Source organism: Massilia sp. BKSP1R2A-1 (assembly GCF_050586525.1).
Lineage (GTDB): Bacteria > Pseudomonadota > Gammaproteobacteria > Burkholderiales > Burkholderiaceae_D > Telluria.
In genome coordinates this window covers 92298-111912 of record NZ_JBOBRE010000003.1, presented here as the reverse complement: position 1 = coordinate 111912, position 19615 = coordinate 92298, and the positions used below count along the sequence as shown (strand labels likewise).

At 64.3% G+C, this 19615-nt stretch carries 21 protein-coding genes; 16 read left to right on the top strand and 5 right to left on the bottom strand.

What is annotated here, in order from left to right; translation table 11 throughout:
- The first annotated feature begins 116 nt into the window (after window positions 1–116).
- Window positions 117–2033 (top strand): molecular chaperone HtpG, encoded by a 1917-nt coding sequence (htpG, locus tag ACQ7JA_RS06110; RefSeq protein WP_430895592.1) that lies wholly within the window; start codon window positions 117–119, stop codon window positions 2031–2033.
- 150 nt (window positions 2034–2183) lie between these two features.
- Here htpG and ACQ7JA_RS06105 read toward each other — a convergent pair whose 3' ends face one another.
- The 5 genes from ACQ7JA_RS06105 to kynU all read right to left on the bottom strand — a co-directional run bounded on the left by ACQ7JA_RS06105 (window position 2184) and on the right by kynU (window position 6510).
- Complete coding sequence (locus ACQ7JA_RS06105; protein ID WP_430895590.1) at window positions 2184–2582, bottom strand: GFA family protein; 399 nt, start codon at window positions 2580–2582, stop codon at window positions 2184–2186.
- Window positions 2582–3136: an RBBP9/YdeN family alpha/beta hydrolase gene (locus ACQ7JA_RS06100; RefSeq protein ID WP_430895588.1), complete on the bottom strand. Its 555-nt coding sequence runs from the start codon at window positions 3134–3136 to the stop codon at window positions 2582–2584. The genes ACQ7JA_RS06105 and ACQ7JA_RS06100 overlap by 1 nt, the downstream gene beginning before the upstream one ends.
- A gap of 58 nt (window positions 3137–3194) precedes the next feature.
- Window positions 3195–4328, bottom strand: coding sequence for an acyltransferase family protein (locus ACQ7JA_RS06095; protein ID WP_430895586.1), 1134 nt, complete (start codon window positions 4326–4328; stop codon window positions 3195–3197).
- A 74-nt stretch (window positions 4329–4402) separates the two neighbouring features.
- Window positions 4403–5242 carry a tryptophan 2,3-dioxygenase gene (kynA, locus tag ACQ7JA_RS06090; protein WP_430895584.1) on the bottom strand — a complete coding sequence of 280 codons (840 nt, stop codon included), beginning with the start codon at window positions 5240–5242 and terminating at the stop codon, window positions 4403–4405.
- 11 nt (window positions 5243–5253) lie between these two features.
- Window positions 5254–6510 carry a kynureninase gene (gene kynU, locus ACQ7JA_RS06085; protein WP_430895582.1) on the bottom strand — a complete coding sequence of 419 codons (1257 nt, stop codon included), beginning with the start codon at window positions 6508–6510 and terminating at the stop codon, window positions 5254–5256.
- A gap of 588 nt (window positions 6511–7098) precedes the next feature.
- Here kynU and flhD point away from each other — a divergent pair.
- From flhD to ACQ7JA_RS06010, 15 genes are all read left to right on the top strand, one after another.
- Window positions 7099–7416, top strand: a complete 318-nt coding sequence (gene flhD, locus ACQ7JA_RS06080) for a flagellar transcriptional regulator FlhD (protein WP_258830421.1) — start codon at window positions 7099–7101, stop codon at window positions 7414–7416.
- Window positions 7417–7473: 57 nt separating this feature from the next.
- Entirely contained in the window at window positions 7474–8022 is a 549-nt protein-coding gene (flhC, locus tag ACQ7JA_RS06075; protein ID WP_258830422.1) for a flagellar transcriptional regulator FlhC, read from the top strand.
- Window positions 8023–8032: 10 nt separating this feature from the next.
- Entirely contained in the window at window positions 8033–8776 is a 744-nt protein-coding gene (locus tag ACQ7JA_RS06070; protein WP_430895579.1) for a class I SAM-dependent methyltransferase, read from the top strand.
- 149 nt (window positions 8777–8925) lie between these two features.
- Entirely contained in the window at window positions 8926–9780 is an 855-nt protein-coding gene (gene motA / locus ACQ7JA_RS06065; protein WP_430895577.1) for a flagellar motor stator protein MotA, read from the top strand.
- Window positions 9781–9832: 52 nt separating this feature from the next.
- A complete protein-coding gene (gene motB, locus ACQ7JA_RS06060) occupies window positions 9833–10768 on the top strand; it encodes a flagellar motor protein MotB (RefSeq protein WP_430895575.1) in 936 nt (311 codons plus the stop codon).
- A 21-nt stretch (window positions 10769–10789) separates the two neighbouring features.
- Window positions 10790–11338 (top strand): chemotaxis protein, encoded by a 549-nt coding sequence (locus ACQ7JA_RS06055; RefSeq protein WP_430895573.1) that lies wholly within the window; start codon window positions 10790–10792, stop codon window positions 11336–11338.
- 84 nt (window positions 11339–11422) lie between these two features.
- The gene (locus ACQ7JA_RS06050) at window positions 11423–11788 is read left to right on the top strand and encodes a response regulator (protein WP_258830427.1); all 366 of its coding nucleotides are present in this window, start codon (window positions 11423–11425) and stop codon (window positions 11786–11788) included.
- 34 nt (window positions 11789–11822) lie between these two features.
- Window positions 11823–13985, top strand: coding sequence for a chemotaxis protein CheA (gene cheA, locus ACQ7JA_RS06045; RefSeq protein WP_430895571.1), 2163 nt, complete (start codon window positions 11823–11825; stop codon window positions 13983–13985).
- A 34-nt stretch (window positions 13986–14019) separates the two neighbouring features.
- Window positions 14020–14520 carry a chemotaxis protein CheW gene (locus tag ACQ7JA_RS06040; RefSeq protein WP_258830429.1) on the top strand — a complete coding sequence of 167 codons (501 nt, stop codon included), beginning with the start codon at window positions 14020–14022 and terminating at the stop codon, window positions 14518–14520.
- 95 nt (window positions 14521–14615) lie between these two features.
- A complete protein-coding gene (locus tag ACQ7JA_RS06035; RefSeq protein ID WP_430895568.1) occupies window positions 14616–15467 on the top strand; it encodes a CheR family methyltransferase in 852 nt (283 codons plus the stop codon).
- 13 nt (window positions 15468–15480) lie between these two features.
- Complete coding sequence (cheD, locus tag ACQ7JA_RS06030) at window positions 15481–16077, top strand: chemoreceptor glutamine deamidase CheD (protein ID WP_430895566.1); 597 nt, start codon at window positions 15481–15483, stop codon at window positions 16075–16077.
- A gap of 41 nt (window positions 16078–16118) precedes the next feature.
- Entirely contained in the window at window positions 16119–17180 is a 1062-nt protein-coding gene (locus ACQ7JA_RS06025) for a protein-glutamate methylesterase/protein-glutamine glutaminase (protein WP_430895564.1), read from the top strand.
- Between the two features lie 121 nt (window positions 17181–17301).
- On the top strand, window positions 17302–17697 hold the full coding sequence (gene cheY, locus ACQ7JA_RS06020) for a chemotaxis response regulator CheY (RefSeq protein WP_430895562.1): 396 nt from the start codon (window positions 17302–17304) through the stop codon (window positions 17695–17697).
- 1 nt (window position 17698) lies between these two features.
- Window positions 17699–18337 (top strand): protein phosphatase CheZ, encoded by a 639-nt coding sequence (gene cheZ / locus ACQ7JA_RS06015; protein ID WP_430895560.1) that lies wholly within the window; start codon window positions 17699–17701, stop codon window positions 18335–18337.
- A 48-nt stretch (window positions 18338–18385) separates the two neighbouring features.
- Window positions 18386–19591, top strand: coding sequence for an EAL and HDOD domain-containing protein (locus ACQ7JA_RS06010; RefSeq protein ID WP_430895558.1), 1206 nt, complete (start codon window positions 18386–18388; stop codon window positions 19589–19591).
- The last annotated feature ends 24 nt before the right edge of the window (window positions 19592–19615 follow it).

The window sequence follows — 19615 nt, the reverse complement described above, 5'->3', positions numbered from 1 at the left end:
CAGAAAAAGATGCGCCTCGCGCGAACGTTGTCAAAAAAATAGCTCTTGAAAATTCTCTCGCTACCCTTATATGCCACGAGCTTAACCAACCACCATGTCTTTTAACGAGGAATAAGATGGCTGTCGCCGAAAAAGAAACCCTTGGCTTTCAAGCTGAAGTAAAACAGCTGCTGCAACTGATGATCCACTCCTTGTATTCGAACAAGGAGATCTTCCTGCGCGAACTGATCTCGAACGCGTCCGACGCCGCCGACAAGCTGCGCTTCGAGGCGATCAACAACGACGCCCTCTACGGCAACGACCATGAACTGAAGATCAAGGTCGCCTTCGACAAGGACGCGCGCACCATCACGATTTCGGACAACGGCATCGGCATGAGCCGCGACGAAGTCATCTCGCACCTGGGCACCATCGCCAAGTCGGGCACCAAGGAATTCTTCAGCAAGCTCTCGGGCGACCAGCAGCAGGACGCGGCCCTGATCGGCCAGTTCGGCGTCGGCTTCTACTCGGCCTTCATCGTGGCCGAGAAGGTCATCGTCAATACCCGCCGCGCCGGCGCCTTCGCCTCCGAAGGCGTGCGCTGGGAGTCGACCGGCGAGGGCGACTACAGCATCGAGGCCATCGAGAAGACCGGCCGCGGCACCGACATCATCCTGCACCTGCGCGCCGGCGAGGAAGAGCTGCTCTCGTCCTGGAAGCTCAAATCCATCATCCGCAAGTATTCGGACCACATCTCGCTGCCGATCGTGATGCAGAAGGAAGAGTGGGACGAAGAGAAGAAGCAGACCGTCCTGAAGGACGAGTTCGAGACCGTGAACCAGGCCAGCGCGCTGTGGGCACGCTCGAAGTCGGACATCACCGAGGAACAGTACACCGAGTTCTACAAGCACGTCTCGCACGACTTCCAGGACCCGCTGGCCTACACCCACAACCGCGTGGAAGGCCGCAGCGAATACACCCAGCTGCTCTACGTGCCCGCGCACGCCCCGTTCGACCTGTGGGACCGCAGCAAGCGCGCCGGCATCAAGCTCTACGTGAAGCGCGTCTTCATCATGGACGACGCCGAGCAGCTGATGCCGACCTACCTGCGCTTCATCAAGGGCGTGATCGACTCGTCGGACCTGCCGCTGAACGTCTCGCGCGAGATCCTGCAGGAATCGCGCGACGTGAAGGTGATCCGCGAAGGCTCGACCAAGCGCGTGCTGGGCATGCTGGAAGAGATGGCCAACTCGGAAGAGCAGGCCGGCAAGGATAAATACGCGACCTTCTGGAAGGAGTTCGGCCAGGTGCTCAAGGAAGGCATCGGCGAGGACGCCACCAACAAGGACCGCATCGCCAAGCTGCTGCGCTTCGCATCGACCGCCAATGACGCCGACGAGCAGACCGTGTCCTTCGGCGACTATGTCGCGCGCATGAAGGAAGGCCAGGACAAGATCTATTACGTCACCGCCGACAGCTACACCGCGGCCAAGAACAGCCCCCACCTCGAGATCTTCCGCAAGAAGGGCGTCGAAGTGCTGCTCATGACCGACCGCGTCGACGAGTGGATGCTGTCTTTCCTGAACGACTTCGACGGCAAGGAACTGGTGTCGGTTGCCAAGGGCGGCCTGGACCTGGGCGCGCTGGAAGACGAGGCCGAGAAGAAGGAACACCAGGAGGTCGAAGCCGGCTACAAGGAACTGGTCGAGAAGATGAAGGGCGCCCTGGGCGACAAGGCCAAGGACGTGCGCGTCACCTTCCGCCTGACCGATTCGCCGGCCTGCCTGGTCGCGGACGAGAACGAGCTGTCGGGTAACCTGCTGCGCATGCTGAAGGCCGCCGGCCAGAACGCGCCGGAATCCAAGCCCATCCTCGAGATCAACCCGAACCACCCGCTGGTGCAGCGCCTGAAGTACGAGGACGCGAGCGGTTCGCGCTTCGGCGACTGGTCGCACATCCTGTTCGACCAGGCCATGCTGGCCGAAGGCGGCAGCCTGACGGATCCGGCATCGTTCGTGAAGCGTCTCAACGAGATGCTGCTGGCGACGAAGTAATCGTCAACTGGAACCGGGGCCGCGAGCCCCGGTTTTCGTAGGGTGGTCGGCTTCGCCGACCGCGCGTCCAAATCGGCGTCGCGTCCACGCACACTCGGTTTGAACGCGTGGGCGGAATTTAGTCCACTGGACTAAATTCCCCCGTCCACCCTACAAATGCCCGGTTTGCGACGGCGGCGTGACCCAGTTGTCATTCAGCCCATCCAGGTAACGCACCGGCGCCGCCAGTAACTCCTCCGGCGGCACATCATCCAGGCACACCACCGCCAGGGCATGAAAGGCGCCCAGCGCCGCCGACTCCCCGGTCGAGAACACATTGATCCCGCAGTTTCCGCAGAAGTAATGGGCATCGCGCCGCGTGTGGTAGCGATATTCGCGCAGGCTGCCCGCGCCGCTGCGCAGCCGGAAGCGCTCGGAGGGAACTTGCGCCGCCCAGAAGCGCATCTTGCTGCAGATCGTGCAGTTACATTTGATGGTGCCCGCGGCGAGGTCGATGTCGGCCTCGAACCGGATGCTGCCGCAATGGCAGCTGCCATGGCGGGTTTTCATCAGCGCTGCTCATGACCGATCTCGTCGCAGAATTCCTGCAGCAGGCGCTCGCCCTCGGGCCAGGCGCCGTGGCCGGAATCCCCGTTCACGTGGCCCGCGTCGCCGATCTTCACGAGGCGGCTGCCCCAGCTGGCGGCGAAGGCGTCGGCGCGCGCGTTTGAGACATAGGGGTCGTCCGTGCTGGCGACCACCATGCTGGGGAAGGGCAGGGGCGCAAGCGGGATCGGGGCGAAGCCATTCACCGGCACCGGGTAGCTGGGCGCCTCGACGTCGCTGGGCGCCACCAGGAAGGCGCCGGCGATTTTCAGGGGCGAGCCGCTGGCGGCCCAATGCGCCACCAGCATGCAGCCCAGGCTGTGCGCGACCAGGATCGGCGCGCCCTTGCACGCGGCGATGGCGGCGTCCAGTTCGGCCACCCACTCGTCGCGGTCGGGGCAGTTCCAGTCGCGGTGCTCGGCCTTGGTCCACTTCGGGTAGCGCCCCTGCCAATGGCTTTGCCAGTGGTCGGGGCCGGAGTTCCACAAGCCTGCCAGGATCAGTACGTCGCACTTCATCACGCCTCCGCCGTTGGAAAAAGATCAACGACGATTGTACGTGAAAGCGCTGTGACCTTCAGGCGCCCAGGGTTTCGCGGCCTGGCATCGTCGCCTGCCTGCGTGGACGCAGGCCCGGCAGCCGGGCGAACAGGGCGCGCCAGGCCGGCAGGCGGCGCTCGGTCACGCCGCCCAGCAGGATCGTGGCCGCGACGATGGCGAGCAGCAGGGCGAGAAGGTCGGCGCCGGAGTCGCGCCGGTGCGGATACAAGGCGAGCCAGCAGCGGATCACCAGCATGTGCGACAGATAGAGGGTGAAGGTGTGGGAGGCCAGCAGGCGGATCGGGGCCGCCAGGCGCAGCAGGCCGCCGAAATGCGCATCGCGGGCGCAGGCGAAGTTGGCCAGCACGATGGCGCACACCAGGTAGTCGGCCAGGAAGCGGTCGGCGCTGCCCAGCGGCAGGGCGGCGAAGGGCCAGGCCGCGCTGCCGAGCGCGCGGAGCGGCGCTTCCAGGCCCAGGCCGGCGTAGAGGCCGAAGGCCAGCAGGCTGGCGAGCCAGCCGAGGCGGGCAGCTGGCGGCGGCAGCCAGGGCTTGCCGCCGGCATGGTAGAGCCAGGCGCCGGCCAGCCAAACCGGCAACAGCAGCCACATCTTGTAGCCCATGAGCGCCAGGGCTACGGCGACGAAGAGCACGCGCCGCTTGCCGCGCAGGTAGCAGGCCAGTCCGAACAGCAGGTAGTACCAGGCCTCGTAGCACAGCGACCAGTAGGGAATCATGAAGGGCGGCGCTTCGGTGAGCGTCCAGTTCTGGCCCAGGAACAGCAGGTGGAAGGGGAGGTAGAGCAGCGGCTTGTCGAGGGCGTAGGCGGCGGTGGGGACGGGGACGTCAAGGAGGCGGAACACGGCGCCGGCGGCGAAGGCCAGCAGCAGGACCGGCAGCGCCACCGAGTACAGGCGCGCCAGCCGGGACAGCGCATAGGCGCGGCCGTCCGGACGGCGCTGGCTGGTCGAAGCGGCGATCACGAAGCCGGACAGCACGAAGAACACGATCACGGCCTCGCGCCCCATCTCGCTGGCCACGCCCCAGGCGCCGGGCGCCACCGCGCCGGTGTAGGCGAAATGCGCGGCCACCACGGCCGCCGCGCTCGACACGCGGACGAGGTCGAGGTAGAGCGAAAACGCTGGCGTGAGTGCGGGCGGAGGGGACGGCATATCGGACGGAAGCTGGACAATAGCGCGATGATACATGAGCGAGGATACAGCGCGCCGGCCCGGGCCCGGCCGGCTCAGAGCTCGGTGCGCAGCGCGAACAGCTCCGGGAACAACACCACGTCCAGCATCTTGCGCAGGTAGCTGGCGCCCGACGTCCCGCCGGTTCCCTGCTTGAAGCCGATGATGCGCTCCACCGTGCTCACGTGGCGGAAGCGCCAGAAGCGGAAGGCGGTTTCCAGGTCGACCAGCTTCTCGGCCAGTTCGTACAGCGCCCAGTGGTGCCCGGTATCCTTGTAGACGCCCAGCCAGGCCGCCTTCACGCTCTCGTCGCACCTGGTCGGCTGGGTCCAGTCGGCCTGCAGGCGTTCGGATGCGATCGCGAAACCGCTGCGCGCCAGCAGCATCACCGCCTCGTCGTAGACGGAGGGCGCGTGCAGCTCGCGTTCGAGAATGGCGTGGTGTTCCGGCGACTTCTCGTGCACCCCAAGGAGGTTCGGGTTCTTGTTCCCGAGGATGAACTCGAGCTCGCGGTACTGGAAGCTCTGGAAGCCGGAGGAGGCGCCGAGGTAGGGGCGGATCGCCGTGTACTCGGGCGGCGTCATGGTCGCCAGCACGTCCCAGGCATGCACCAGCTGGTCCATGATGCGGGCGACGCGCGCCAGCATCTTGAAGGCCGGCGGCAGGTTGTCTTCCCGGATGTGGCGGCGCACCGCCTGCAGCTCGTGCAGCATCAGCTTGATCCAGAGTTCGCTGGTCTGGTGCTGGATGATGAAGAGCATCTCGTTGTGGTTGGGCGAGAGCGGATGCTGGGCCGTGAGGATGCTCTCGAGCCCCAGGTAGTCGCCATAGCTCATCGACTCCTTGAAATCGAGCCTGGCGCCGTGCCACTCTGCCTTATTGGCCTTGTCGTTCATCGTCTCCCTCCTCAGGTCACGGCGCTGCGTTCGAGCTGCGTGTCGTAGGCCCCATTGTCGAGGATGTCCTTCAGGATCGCCACCGCGTCCCACACATCGGCATGGCTCGTATACAAGGGCGTGAAGCCGAAGCGCATGATCTCCGGCTCGCGGTAGTCGCCGATCACACCGCGTCCGATCAGGGCCGCCATCACGGCGTAGCCGTGCGGATGGGTGAAGCTGACCTGGCTGCCGCGGCGGGCGTGCTCGCGCGGCGTCACCAGGCCGAGCGGGTGCCCGGCGCAGGTCGACTCGACCAGCTCGATGAAGAGGTCGGTCAGGGCCAGCGATTTTTCGCGGATCGCGGCCATCGTGGTGGCTTCGAACACTTCCAGTCCGCATTCGACCAGCGACAGCGACAGCACCGGCTGCGTGCCGCACAGCGCACGGCCGATACCCTCGCAGGCCGCGAAGCCATGCGACATGGCGAAGGGGCGGGCATGGCTCCACCAGCCCGTGAGCGGATGACCGAAGGCGGCCTGGTGACGCTCGGGCACCCAGATGAAGGCCGGCGAACCGGGGCCGCCGTTCAGGTATTTATAGGTGCAGCCGACCGCGAAATCGGCCTCGGCGGCATGCAGGTCGACCGGCACGGCGCCGGCCGAGTGGGCCAGGTCCCAGACCGCCAACGCGCCATTGGCGTGCGCGTGGCGGGTCAGCTGCGCCATGTCGTGCTGGTAGCCGGTGCGGTAGTTGACGTGGGTGAGCATCAGTACCGCGCAGTCGGCGTCCACCGCGGCCGGGATCTCGTCCACGGAGTCGACCAGGCGCACCGAATAGCCCTGCTGCAGCCACCCGGTCAAGCCCTCTGCCATATAGATATCGGTCGGGAAGTTGCTGCGCTCGGTGACGATGGTGCGGCGGGCGGCGTTCGGCCCCGTGGACTGGATCTGCAGGGCGGCGGCCAGCGCCTTGAAGAGGTTGAGCGAGGTGGTGTCGGTGACGACCACTTCGCCGCTTCGCGCGCCGATCAGCGGCGCCAGGCGGTCGCCCAGGCGCTTGGGCAGCTCGAACCATCCGGCCGTGTTCCAGCTCCTGATCAGGTCGACGCCCCATTCGCGGCTGACCACGTCCTGGGCGCGGGCCAGGGAGGCTGTCGGGCGGGCGCCGAGCGAGTTGCCGTCCAGGTAGATCAGGCCCTCGGGCAGGTCGAAGCGGTCGCGCAGGGCGCCCAGCGGGTCTTGCCGGTCGCGCGCTTCGCAATCGGCGCGGGTGATGGTAGTGGGCATGGGAGTCCTTGTCTTGCCTTGGATAGTTGAAGCTTAAAGTATTTCCTAGCCTCGCAGTGTAGCAAGTTCCAGCGGCCGGTGTCTGCATTTGTTGATACGGCCATAACTTTTTGGAGGGGCAAAAAATTTTCAAAAAATTTTCTCAAGAACCCTAAAGTTCCCAAAAGTCCTGCCGTTACCCAATCCAGAAGCGCGGTAAAGGGTCTCGAAAATTATTTTTCAAAAACCCTCAAGTTCTCTCCAAGTGTGCCGTTACAGGAGGAGAGAGGGCAGCAAGAGATTGAAAAAATATTTTGCGAAAACCCTAAAGTTCGCCGAGAGCTTGACGTAAACCGTATCAAGCGCACGACAGCAGCAGCGTCGAGCGCCAACAATTTGGCCGGTTCCCGGCACCTCCCAGAACCCCCTTTTCATAGGGGCGCCAGAGTGATCCAGAAGGGTTTGTCAGACAAACTCCTACGGGTCATGTCCGTCATTCGCGGACGAAAAATACAGACTTCGTCCAATTCCGCAAAAGTTGCCCTACGGCGAGAATCTATCTCAACGGCAACACACATTCCCTGCTTCAACACGGATACGGAGAGAAAAATGACGATGAACGACATGATGGCTGAAATCCGCGACGCGAACCTGAGCTACCTGATGCTGGCCCAGCAGATGATCCGCGCCGATAAAGTCACCGCGATCTTCCGTCTCGGTATCTCGGCCGACATCGCCGACCTGATCGAAGGCATGAGCAATGCCCAGATCCTGAAGCTGGCAGGCGGCAACATGATGCTGGCCCGTTTCCGCTTCGACGACACCGCCATCCTGTCGATGCTGACCAGCCACACCAAGGAACGCAGCCTGGCCCAGTCGCACGCCGCCATCCTGATGGCCGGCCAGCCTGTTGAAGAGATCGTATAAAATCCGCTGTAGCGGTCCCGCCGGGGCTGCACTGGTAATACCTAGCGGGAGCAGCACATGAGCAAGAAGAGCGTCGTTTCGGAAGCCCAGGAAATCCAGCTTGCGATCGAACTGATCAACCTGGGGGCGCGCCTCCAGCTGCTCGAGACCGAAGTGTCGCTGTCCCGCGAGCGCCTGCTCAAGCTGTACAAAGAGCTCAAGGGCGTCTCCCCGCCCAAGGGCATGCTGCCGTTCTCGACCGACTGGTTCCTGACCTGGCAGCCGAACATCCACTCCTCGCTCTTCATCAACATCCACAACTTCCTGGTCGAACACGCCGGCGCCACCGGCATCCAGGCGGTGATGAAGGCCTACAAGCTCTACCTCGAGCAGATGCCGCCCGAGCCGGGCGAAGAGCCGCTGCTGTCCCTGACGCGCGCCTGGACCCTGGTGCGTTTCTTCCAGAGCGGCATGCTGGTGCTGGCGCCCTGCCAGAAATGCCAGGGCAAGTTCATCGTGAATTCCCTCGACCTGAACGCCGACTACCTGTGCGGCCTGTGCCACATGCCTTCGCGCGCGGGCAAGACCCGCAAGGCCAAGGAAGCGGCGGCCAACCAGGGCGAGTGAGCGGGTCAACTTGAAACCCGCCGTCGCGGCGCTGTTGCTGCAGGCCGCCGCCATCCCCCTGACCCTTGGGGCGACGTGGCTGCTGGCCCGCGCCGGCATCCCCATGTCCTACGCAGGCGTCGCCCTGGTTCAGGGTGTGATCGCTTCAAGCCTGACCTGGTGGCGCGGCCTGGCCAGCTGGTGGCGCCTCATCCAGCTGCTGTTCCCCCTGGCTCTCTACGCCACGGCCCAGCTGGACATTCCGCCAGCCGCCTTCTTGGCCCTGTTCCTCTTCCTGCTGCTCCTGTACTGGTCGACCTACCGCACGCAAGTGCCGTACTACCCCTCGAACCGCCGGGTCTGGGATGCCGTCGCCGGCCTGCTGCCGCCGCAAGGGCGGGCGCGGGTGATCGACATCGGCAGCGGGCTGGGCGGCTTTACCCTCGACATGGCGCGCCGCCGGCCCGGCATCGAGGCCAGCGGCATCGAGCTGGCGCCGCTGCCCTGGTTCGTCAGCAGCCTGCGCGCGCGCCTCACCGGCAGCACGGCGCGCTTCCTCCGCGGCGACTACAACGACCTGAACTTTGCCGACTACGAACTGGTCTTCGCCTACCTGTCGCCGGCCGCGATGGGCGCGCTGTGGCGCAAGGCCTCGCGCGAGATGCGGCCCGGGACACTGCTAGTCAGTTACGAATTCGTTATTGACGATCGTTTACCGAACCGTACCGTGTACCCCACAAAGGGTGGTCAAGCCCTCCATATCTGGCACTTTTAGGCGACAAACCGGGGCTTTTTACTTGCCCGTGGACCGTTCTCCCGCTAGAGTGGTTCCCTGCATCAACTTTGCCCGAAATCACTTTTTCGAATCGTTTTGTTTGAGCCAGCCGGACGAACCATTCCCGGCCTTTCTGGAGCGGTATTCCCTTGTTAGTCATTATTGGTTACATCGTCGTCTGCGCCTGCGTGTTCGGCGGCTTTGCCATGGCCGGCGGCCACATGGCGTCCCTGTGGCAGCCGATCGAACTCCTGATGATCGGCGGCGCCGCCGTCGGCGCCTTCTTCGTCGGTAACACCATGAAGTCGGTCAAGGCGACCATGAAGGCGCTGCCGACCGTGTTCAAGGGTTCGCACTACACGCGCGACATGTATATGGAGCTGATGGCGCTGCAGTTCGACGTGCTCTCCAAGGTCCGCAAGGAAGGCCTGATGTCGATCGAAGGCGACATCGAGAATCCGGAAGCCTCGCCGCTGTTCTCGAAATACCCGGCCGTGCTGGCCGACCACCACATCATCGAATTCATGACCGACTACCTGCGCCTGATGGTCTCGGGGAATATGGACGCGATGCAGATCGAAAACCTGATGGACAACGAGATCGAGACCCACCACCACGAAGGCGCGATCCCGGCCCACTGCATTTCCAAGCTGGGCGACGGCCTGCCGGCCTTCGGTATCGTGGCGGCGGTGATGGGCGTGGTCCACACCATGGAATCGGTGGGCCTGCCGCCGGCGGAACTCGGTATCCTGATCGCGAAGGCGCTGGTCGGTACCTTCCTGGGTATTCTGCTGGCCTACGCGTTTGTTACCCCGCTGGCGAGCGTGCTCGAACAGAAACTGGAAGAATCGACCAAGATGTTCCAGTGCGTGAAAGTCACCCTGCTGGCGAGCCTGAACGGCTATGCGCCGGCGCTGGCCGTCGAATTCGGCCGCAAGGTGCTGTACTCGACCGAACGCCCGACCTTCGCCGAGCTCGAAGAGCACATCAAGAAGAAGAAGTAAGCCGTGATGCTGCATTTCATTCAACCGCAGGACGTGAGACGGGGAGGGGACCATGGCTGACGACAATATGCGTCCCATCGTCGTCAAGCGCATCAAGAAGGTCGCCGGCGGCCACCACGGCGGCGCCTGGAAGATCGCGTACGCCGACTTCGTGACCGCGATGATGGCCTTCTTCCTGCTCATGTGGCTGCTCGGTTCGACGGCCAAGGGCGACCTGGAAGGCATCTCCGAATACTTCAAGACCCCGCTGAAGGTCGCGATGGCGGGCGGCTCCGGCGCGGGCGACTCCTCGTCCGTGATCAAGGGCGGCGGCACCGACCTCACGCGCCGCAACGGCCAGGTCAAGAAGGGCGACATCGATCCGAGCTCGAAGACCTACAACCTGGAAGCGGCCAAGGCCCAGGTGGCGCGCGCGGAAGCCGAGCGCCTGCAGTCCCTGAAATCGAAGATCGAATCGATCATCGAGGTCAACCCGCTGCTCAAGAAGTACAAGAACCAGCTGCTGCTCGACATCACCAGCGAAGGCCTGCGCATCCAGATCGTGGATGAGCAGAACCGCCCGATGTTCGCGATGGCCAAGGCCGAGCTGCAGCCCTATACGAAGGAAATCCTGAACGTCATCGGCATGGTGCTGGGCGAAGTGCCGAACAAGATCGGCCTGTCGGGCCACACCGACGCCACCCCGTATTTCAGCGAAGCCGGCTACAGCAACTGGGAGCTCTCGGCGGACCGCGCCAACGCCTCGCGCCGCGAGCTGATCAAGGGCGGCCTCCCCGACGACAAGGTGCTGCGCGTGGTGGGCCTGGCTTCGGCGGTCAACCTGGACCGCACGGACCCGTTCAACCCGATCAACCGGCGCATCAGCATCATCGTGATGAACAAGCGCACCGAGGAAGCGGTCCAGCGCGACGCGGCCGCCCTCGACGTGCCGGCACAGCAACCCCAGGCCGTGGCGGAGGTGGCCAATGCCGCCGCCGGCGGACGCTGACGTTTGACCCTGGAGACTCGAATGAAAAGAAAAAAGATACTGGGATCGCACGTGAAGCGCCTGCTGTCCGGCGTCGCCATCCACGGCCGCCGTCACCTGACCGAGGTCGAGACCGACCTGCTGCAGACCGAGCTGCTGCTGGAGGAAGCCATCGACAAGCTGACCAGCAGCTTCATGGCGATCCACAGCGCGGTGGGCGCGCGCCAGGAAGCGATCGACCGCCTGCTGGCCGGCGAGAAGCCGAGCGCCGAAGACAGCGCGCGCCTGTCGGACATGTCCGGCGAGATCGGCCAGCACGTGAACACGGCCATCACCAGCATGCAGTTCCAGGACATGACCAGCCAGCTGATCGACCGCACGCTCAGGCGCGTGGCCGGCCTGCGCGAATTCCTGGGCACCCTGAGCGAACATGGCGCGGAAATCGCGCCCGAGACCGACAGCGACGAGATCGTCGAACGCCTGGGAAAGGTCAGCATGGCCCTGGCGATCCAGTCGCTGGAGCTGCGCAGCATGCTGCGCAAATCGGTCGACCAGCATCACTTGGCAAGCGGGGACATCGAGCTCTTCTGAGCCTGACGCCCGCATAATGACGCATTATTCAGCCACTTAACATTCAACCGGCACAGTCCGGACTTAAAACAGCAGGAGCAAAACATGGCAAAAACGATTCTCGCGGTCGACGATTCCAGTTCGCTGCGCCAGATGGTGGCCTTCAGCCTGAAGGCGGCTGGCTACAACGTGGTGGAAGCGGTCGACGGCCAGGATGGCCTGGACAAGGCGAAGCAGCAGAGCGTGGACCTGGTCCTCACCGACCAGAACATGCCGCGCATGGACGGCCTGGCCCTGATCAAGACCCTGCGCACGCTGCCGAACTACGCCAAGACCCCGATCCTGATGCTGACCACCGAATCGTCCGACGAGATGAAGTCCAAGGGCCGCGCCGCCGGCGCCAACGGCTGGCTGGTCAAGCCTTTCGATCCGCAACGCCTCATCGAGGTCGTGAAAAAAGTCATCGGCTGATGCTCACGCATCGGGCCTCCAACCGGTATTTAACATGACGATCGACATCAGCCAGTTTTACCAGGTCTTTTTCGACGAAGCAGAGGAACTGCTCGCCGAAATGGAGCGGCTGCTGCTGGGCGTCGATGTCGCGTCGCCGGATCCGGAAGACCTGAACGCAATCTTCCGCACCGCCCACTCCGTGAAGGGTGGGGCATCGACCTTCGGCCTGACCGACATGAGCGAAGTCACGCACGTGCTCGAGTCGCTGCTGGACCGCATCCGCAAGGGCGAGATGGCGCTGACCTCGAACCACGTGGACGCCTTCCTTGCGGCCAAGGACAGCCTCAAGATGCAGCTCGACGGCCACCGCCACGGCGCCTCCGTCGACCAGGAAGCGGTCGCCAACGTGCGCATGGTGCTGCACGACCTGGCCGAAGGCCTGGTGCCGCAGGCGCCCGTCGTGGCCCCATCCTACCTGACCGCAGAGGCGAAGACCCACCACCCGACCGAAGGGGCGCACCGCTACAAGATCGAGCTGCCGCACGTCGAGCAGCGCGACATCAGCGCCCTGGTCGACGAACTCGGCCTGATGGGCCGCGTGAAGGTGACCCCGCTCGACGGCGGGCGCAGCGCCATCGTCATCACCACGCACGAGAGCCTGGAAGACATCATCGCGATCTGCTCCTTCGTGCTCAATCCCGAAGACCTGAAGATCTTCGAAGCCCCGGCCCTCACGCCGGAGCAGCGCGCCATCGAGGCCGCCGAGCGCAAGCGCATCGAGGACGAGCAGGGCTGGGGTTTCTTCGACATGGACGAGGAAGCCGGCGCCGCCGCCAGCGAGGACATCTCGGACGACGAACGTGGCTACGGTTTCTTCCAGCCGATCGAGCAGATCCGCGCCCTCGCGGGCATCACCAATGAGGCGCCGCAGCCGGCAGCCCAGCAGCGCCCGGATCCGGTCGAGGTGAGCGAGGTCGCGGCCGAACTGGCTGCCGAGAAAAAGGCGGCGAAGAAGGACCCGCACGCCGAATCTTCCTCGATCCGCGTCTCGGTCGAGAAGGTCGACCAGCTGATCAACCTGATCGGCGAACTGGTGATCACCAATGCGATGCTCGAGCAGCGCTCCAGCACCCTCGATCCGATGGGGCACGAGCGCCTGCTGAATTCCATCAGCCAGCTGGGCCGCAACACCCGCGAACTGCAGGAAGCGGTCATGTCGATCCGCATGATGCCGATGGACTTCGTGTTCTCGCGCTTCCCGCGCATGGTGCGCGACCTGGCGTCGAAACTGGGCAAGAAGGTCGACTTCATCACCAATGGCGCCGCCACGGAACTGGACAAGGGCCTGATCGAACGCATCGTCGACCCGCTGACCCACCTGGTGCGCAACTCGATCGACCACGGCATCGAGATGCCGGCCGCACGCGCCGCCGCCGGCAAGTCGGAAGCGGGGCGCCTGTTCCTGTCGGCCGGCCACCAGGGCGGCAACATCGTCATCGAAGTCTCGGACGACGGCGGTGGCCTGAACCGCGATCGCATCCTGGCCAAGGCGAGCGAGAACGGCCTGGCCGTGAGCGAGAACATGACGGACGAGGAAGTCTGGCAGCTGATCTTCGCGCCGGGCTTCTCCACCGCCGAGCAGGTGACCGACGTGTCGGGCCGCGGCGTCGGCATGGACGTCGTCAAGCGCAATATCGCCTCGATGGGCGGCACGGTCGACATCCGTTCGGCGCGCGGCTTCGGCACCACGATCTCGATCTCGCTGCCGCTCACGCTCGCCATCCTGGACGGCATGTCGATCCGGAGCGGCGAAGAGATCTACATCCTGCCGCTTTCCTTTGTCGTCGAGTCGCTGCAGCCGGCCACGGAAGACATCCGCGACATCGCCGGCCGCGGCCGCGTGCTGAAGGTGCGCGGCGAATACCTGCCCCTGATTCCGCTCTACCAGATGTTCGACATCGAACCGCGCATCACCGACCCTGCCGAAGGCATCGTGGTGATCCTCGAGACCGAGGGCAAGAAGGCCGCGCTCTTCGTCGACGAGCTGGTGGGCCAGCAGCAGGTAGTGGTGAAGAACCTTGAAGCCAACTACCGCAAGGTGGCCGGCATCTCGGGCGCCACCATCCTGGGCGACGGCGGCGTCGCCCTGATCCTGGACGTGGCCGCACTGGTGCGCTCCTCGCGCCAGCTGCTCGACGACACCATCGTTTCATAAAGACTCAGCAACCCCAAGACCAAGAGGACCCACCATGTCTACTGTACAGAACAACAAGCCGGTCGAGAGCACCGTCGAAGGCGCCGGCAGCGAATTCCTGGCCTTCACCCTGGGCTCCGAGGAATACGGCATCGACATCCTCAAGGTGCAGGAAATCCGCGGCTACGAAGCCGTGACCCGCATCGCCAATGCGCCCGAATTCATCAAGGGCGTGATCAACCTGCGCGGCATCATCATCCCGGTGGTGGACATGCGCATCAAGTTCAAGCTCGGCACCCCGGTGTACGACCAGTTCACCGTCGTGATCATCCTGAACATCGGCGGCCGTATCATGGGCATGGTGGTGGACAGCGTCTCGGACGTGACCACGCTCACCCCGGACCAGATCAAGCCGGCCCCGGAAATGGGCACCGCATTCGACTCGAACTACATGATCGGCCTGGGCACGGTGGACGAGCGCATGCTGATCCTGGTCGACATCGACAAGCTGATGTCGTCGAGCGAGATGGGCCTGATGGACAAGCTGGCAGCTTAAGGTATTGTCGGGTGTGCCGGGCCGCGAAAAGCGCGAGGCCCACCTGACAACGGCACAAGCAGAACAGAATCAGATAGCAACGAAGAGGCAAGCAAGTGCCGCAGCAGAAAACCGACACGGTGAAGGAATTCGACTTCACGCGCAGTGATTTCGAACGGGTCCGCGCGCTGATCTACCAGCGCGCCGGCATCTCGCTGGCCGAGAGCAAGCAGGAGATGGTCTACAGCCGCCTGGCGCGCCGCCTGCGCGCGACCGGCATCCAGTCTTTCGCGCGCTACCTCGACGACCTGGAAGCGGGCCGCATGGGCGCCGAGTGGGAGGCCTTCACGAATGCGCTGACCACCAACCTGACCTCGTTCTTCCGCGAATCCCACCACTTCCCGCTGCTGGCCGACCACCTGGGGACCTTGCGCCGCCAGGACGGCCCGATCACCATCTGGTGCTCGGCCGCCTCCACGGGCGAAGAGCCGTACTCGATCGCGATGACGGCCTGCGAGGCCTTCAACACGCTCACCCCGCCGGTCCAGGTGATCGCGACCGACATCGACACCAACGTGCTGGCCACCGCTTCCAATGGCGTGTACCCGATGGAGCGGGTCGACAAGGTCGGCGCCGAGCGCCTCAAGCGCTTCTTCATGAAGGGGAAGGGCGCGAACGAGGGCATGGCGCGCGTGCGTCCCGAGCTGCGCAAGCTCGTGGAATTCCGCCAGCTGAACCTGCTGGCCGACGACTGGCCCGTGAAAGGGCAGTTCGACGCGATCTTCTGCCGCAACGTGATGATCTACTTCGACAAGAACACGCAGCGCAAGATCCTGTCGCGCTTCGTGCCCCTGATGAAGCCGCACGCCCTGCTGTTCGCCGGGCACTCCGAAAACTTCCTCTACGTGTCCGATTCGCTGCGCCTGCGCGGCAAGACCGTCTACGAGCTCGACAAGGTGGGCCGCTGAAGCGGCGAGAACCATGAACAACCAGTTTGCCACCAACGTCTATTACGACCGTACCTTCGACGTCGATGCGGCGAAGATCCTTCCGGGCGAATACTACTACACCGGAAAGAACATGCTGATCGTCACGGTGCTCGGCTCCTGCGTCTCGGCCTGCATCCGCGACCGCATCACCGGCATGGGCGGCATGAACCACTTCATGCTGCCGGACGGCGGCGGCGACGGCGGTAGCCCGGTGTCGGCCTCGATGCGCTACGGGAGCTTCGCGATGGAGATCCTGATCAACGACCTGCTCAAGGCGGGCGCGCGGCGCGAGAACCTGGAAGCCAAGGTCTTCGGCGGCGGCGCGGTGCTGCGCGGCTTCACGGCCATGAACGTGGGCGAGCGCAATGCGGCCTTCGTCACCAGTTTCCTGAAAACCGAGCGCATCCCGGTGCTGGCCTCGGACCTGAACGACATCTACCCGCGCAAGGTGTACTTCTTCCCGAAGACCGGCAAGGTGCTGGTGAAGAAGCTGATGCAAACCCAGAACGATACGCTGGCAAAGCGCGAACTCGATTACGCCAAACGACTCAAGGTCGAACCGGTCGGCGGCGATATCGACCTGTTCTAAGGCTTGCCTTCACAATAAAAAAGACCTGAAAGGGACGACTCATGACAATCAAGGTACTGATCGTCGACGACTCTGCGCTGATCCGCAGCGTGATGAGCGAAATCGTCAACTCCCAGCCCGACATGGAAGTGGTGGCCACCGCCCCCGATCCCCTCGTCGCGCGCGAACTGATCAAGAAACACAACCCCGACGTGCTGACCCTGGACGTCGAGATGCCGAAGATGGACGGCCTCGACTTCCTGGAAAAGCTGATGCGCCTGCGCCCCATGCCGGTGCTGATGGTGTCCTCGCTGACCGAGCGCGGCTCCGAGATCACCATGCGCGCGCTGGAACTGGGCGCCGTGGACTTCGTCACCAAGCCGAAGATCTCGATCCAGACCGGCATGCGCGAATACACGGAACTCATTGCCGACAAGATCCGCGCCGCCTCGCGCGCCCGCATCAAGCGCGCGGTGCCCGGCAGCGTGCCCGCGCCGCAGCTGTCGGCCCTGCGCAGCCCCTTGATCTCGTCGGAAAAGCTGATCATCATCGGCGCGTCGACCGGTGGCACCGAGGCGATCCGCGAATTCCTGATGCAGATGCCCTCGGACTGTCCGGGCATCCTGATCGCCCAGCACATGCCGGAGGGCTTCACCAGTTCCTTCGCCAAGCGCCTCGATTCCCTGTGCAAGATCAGTGTGGTCGAGTCCCAGGGCAATGAGCGGGTGCTGCCGGGTCACGCATATATTGCTCCAGGGCATTCGCACCTCTTGCTCACCCGTTCCGGCGCCAACTACATGACGAAGATCGAACAGAGCCCGCCGGTCAACCGCCACCGTCCGTCGGTGGACGTACTGTTCCGCAGCGCGGCTGAAGCGGCGGGCAAGAACGCGGTTGGTGTTATCCTGACCGGCATGGGGAAGGATGGTGCGGCGGGCATGCTGGACATGCGCAACGCGGGCGCGCACAATTTCGCCCAGGACGAGGCGAGCTGCGTCGTATTCGGCATGCCGCGCGAGGCGATCGCCCTCGGCGCAGCCCACGATGTGGGGCCTTTGCAGGCCTTGCCACGCATGGTGCTCGAACATCTGGCCGCTCAAGGCAGCCGAGCGTTGCGCGTTTGATCCGAATACCGTCGTATTGATGCTGTTTTATCGCCGTACGGCAACAAAAATGCTATTCTGGAGGCTGTTATGCAGTCTTCATCCAATAACCCAAAGTACAAGATTCAAAACGGAGTAATTCATGGCTGATCCAAAGATGCGTTTCCTGGTTGTTGACGATTTCTCGACGATGCGCCGCATCGTCCGGAATCTGTTGAAAGAACTGGGTTATGCCAATGTCGACGAAGCCGAAGACGGCGTGATGGGCCTGGCCAAGCTGCGCAGCGAGCAGTTCGACTTCGTGGTCTCGGACTGGAACATGCCGAACATGGACGGCCTGACCATGCTGCAGAACATCCGTGCCGATCCCGCCCTGGCCAAGCTGCCGGTGCTGATGGTGACCGCGGAAGCAAAGAAGGAAAACATCATCGCCGCCGCCCAGGCCGGCGCCAGCGGCTACGTGGTCAAGCCCTTCACGGCCGCGACCCTGGACGAGAAGCTGAACAAGATCTTCGAAAAGATGGACAAGGGCGGCTGAGATGATTGAGCAGACCGTGGGCCAGGTCGAGACTTCCCACGAGGAGGTCCTGAGCCGCATCGGCCACATGACGCGCGCGCTGCACGAGAGCCTGCGCGGACTCGGCCTCGACAAGCTGATCGAAAAAGCGGCCAGCGACATCCCGGATGCGCGTGACCGCCTCGACTACGTCGCGCGCCTGTCGGAGCAGGCGGCCAAGAAGGTGCTGGACGCCACCGATGCCGCCGGTCCCGTGCAGGACGCCATCGAAACCCGCTCGGCAGAGCTGGCCGGCTCGTGGCAGGCGCTGCTGGATAACGGCGCCTCGGACGCGGACTGGCGTGCGCTGGCACAGCGCACCATCGCCGGCCTGAATGAATCGCGCGTCGGCGCGGCCGCCACCCGCGGCCAGCTGATGGACATCATGATGGCCCAGGACTTCCAGGACCTGACCGGCCAGGTGATCGGCCGCATCACGGGCATCGCCCAGAACCTCGAGAAGCAGCTGGTGCAGGTGCTGATCGACTTTGCACCGAGCGAGATCAAGCGCGAGATCGACAACGGCCTGCTCAACGGTCCGCAGATCAACCCGGAAGGCAAGAGCGAAGTCGTGGCCGACCAGGGACAGGTCGACGACCTGCTGGACAGCCTCGGCTTCTGACTCGCGCCGGGCCGCGCATACTGCATCAGGTTTCACACACGCGCCCACATGCACCAAACCAACTTTATCGTTCGTGAACCGCTGCTCGATCCGAAGCAGCGGGTCATCGGCTACGAGCTGTCGTGGCAGCACCATGACGGCAAGATCCCCAGCGACCAGGAGCTGGAAGACCTGGTGGCTTTTGTTGCCGAGCACGTCTGCCATGAAGAGCATGGCTGGCTGCTGCGCGACAAGCTGCTGTTCCTCGACGCGGTGCCCGAAATGCTGTCCACCGACGCATTGCACTGCCTGCCGCCGGAACGCACCGTCCTCACCCTGAATATCCGCAAGCTGACCGATCCGGACGTGCGCGCCGCCGTCCAGGCCGTGCGCGTGGGCGGGGTGGGGGTATCGATCCGCGGCGCCGACATCAACCTGCTGGGCCGCAACCTGTCGCCCTATGCCTCTTATGTCGAGGTGCAGTTCGCCGGCGTTGACGTGGCTGCCCAGGCGCGCACCTATGCGGCCGCGAAGCACGCGGCGGTGCGCATGGTGGGCCGGCCGGTTGCGACCTGGGCCGACTTCGACGCCTGCGCCGCCCTCGGCCTGGACGCCTTCGTCGGCAAGCTGCACCTGACCCCGCGTCCGGGCAAGCCGGTCAAGGGCATGAACCCGACCCAGAGCACCATCCTGCAGCTGATGCAGATGGTGCAGAACAACGAGGACGTGCCGAAGCTCGAGAACGTCCTGAAACGCGATCCGGCGCTCACCTACAAGCTGCTGAGCTACATCAACTCGGCCGGCTTCGGCGCCGCGCGGCGGGTGGAGTCGCTGCGCCAGGCCATCGCCCTGATGGGCTATGCGCCCCTGTACCGCTGGCTGGTGCTGCTGCTGGCCACCGCCAGCACCAGCGGCTTCTCGCCGGTGCTGATGGAAACCGCCGTCGTGCGCGGGCGCCTGGCCGAGCTGCTGGGCATGACGTCCCTGCGCGGGGAGGCGGAGAACCTGTTCGTGGCCGGCATGTTCTCCCTGCTGGACCGCCTGCTGGGCCTGCCGATGAAGGAGGTGCTGGAGACGGTGCCGCTGCCGGAAGAGGTGGTCAAGGCGCTGCTGGGACGGGAAGGCATCTACGGGCCCTATCTGGCGCTGGCCGAGGCCTGCGAGCTGAACTCCAACCTGGTGGCTTCGCTGGCGGCCTCGCTCGACATCAGTCCGCATGACGTGAACAAGGCGCACCTGTCGGCGCTGGCCTGGGCGCAGAGCGTCGCGGCGTAGGGTGGACGGCTTCGCCGTCCACCC

What these genes read in the sequence shown, in the direction of transcription:
- htpG (WP_430895592.1), top strand. Translation starts at nt 117, where the DNA reads ATGGCTGTCGCCGAAAAAGAAACCCTTGGCTTTCAAGCTGAAGTAAAA.
- ACQ7JA_RS06105 (WP_430895590.1), bottom strand. Translation starts at nt 2,582, where the DNA reads ATGAAAACCCGCCATGGCAGCTGCCATTGCGGCAGCATCCGGTTCGAG.
- ACQ7JA_RS06100 (WP_430895588.1), bottom strand. Translation starts at nt 3,136, where the DNA reads ATGAAGTGCGACGTACTGATCCTGGCAGGCTTGTGGAACTCCGGCCCC.
- ACQ7JA_RS06095 (WP_430895586.1), bottom strand. Translation starts at nt 4,328, where the DNA reads ATGCCGTCCCCTCCGCCCGCACTCACGCCAGCGTTTTCGCTCTACCTC.
- kynA (WP_430895584.1), bottom strand. Translation starts at nt 5,242, where the DNA reads ATGAACGACAAGGCCAATAAGGCAGAGTGGCACGGCGCCAGGCTCGAT.
- kynU (WP_430895582.1), bottom strand. Translation starts at nt 6,510, where the DNA reads ATGCCCACTACCATCACCCGCGCCGATTGCGAAGCGCGCGACCGGCAA.
- flhD (WP_258830421.1), top strand. Translation starts at nt 7,099, where the DNA reads ATGACGATGAACGACATGATGGCTGAAATCCGCGACGCGAACCTGAGC.
- flhC (WP_258830422.1), top strand. Translation starts at nt 7,474, where the DNA reads ATGAGCAAGAAGAGCGTCGTTTCGGAAGCCCAGGAAATCCAGCTTGCG.
- motB (WP_430895575.1), top strand. Translation starts at nt 9,833, where the DNA reads ATGGCTGACGACAATATGCGTCCCATCGTCGTCAAGCGCATCAAGAAG.
- ACQ7JA_RS06055 (WP_430895573.1), top strand. Translation starts at nt 10,790, where the DNA reads ATGAAAAGAAAAAAGATACTGGGATCGCACGTGAAGCGCCTGCTGTCC.
- ACQ7JA_RS06050 (WP_258830427.1), top strand. Translation starts at nt 11,423, where the DNA reads ATGGCAAAAACGATTCTCGCGGTCGACGATTCCAGTTCGCTGCGCCAG.
- cheA (WP_430895571.1), top strand. Translation starts at nt 11,823, where the DNA reads ATGACGATCGACATCAGCCAGTTTTACCAGGTCTTTTTCGACGAAGCA.
- ACQ7JA_RS06040 (WP_258830429.1), top strand. Translation starts at nt 14,020, where the DNA reads ATGTCTACTGTACAGAACAACAAGCCGGTCGAGAGCACCGTCGAAGGC.
- cheD (WP_430895566.1), top strand. Translation starts at nt 15,481, where the DNA reads ATGAACAACCAGTTTGCCACCAACGTCTATTACGACCGTACCTTCGAC.
- ACQ7JA_RS06025 (WP_430895564.1), top strand. Translation starts at nt 16,119, where the DNA reads ATGACAATCAAGGTACTGATCGTCGACGACTCTGCGCTGATCCGCAGC.
- cheY (WP_430895562.1), top strand. Translation starts at nt 17,302, where the DNA reads ATGGCTGATCCAAAGATGCGTTTCCTGGTTGTTGACGATTTCTCGACG.
- cheZ (WP_430895560.1), top strand. Translation starts at nt 17,699, where the DNA reads ATGATTGAGCAGACCGTGGGCCAGGTCGAGACTTCCCACGAGGAGGTC.
- ACQ7JA_RS06010 (WP_430895558.1), top strand. Translation starts at nt 18,386, where the DNA reads ATGCACCAAACCAACTTTATCGTTCGTGAACCGCTGCTCGATCCGAAG.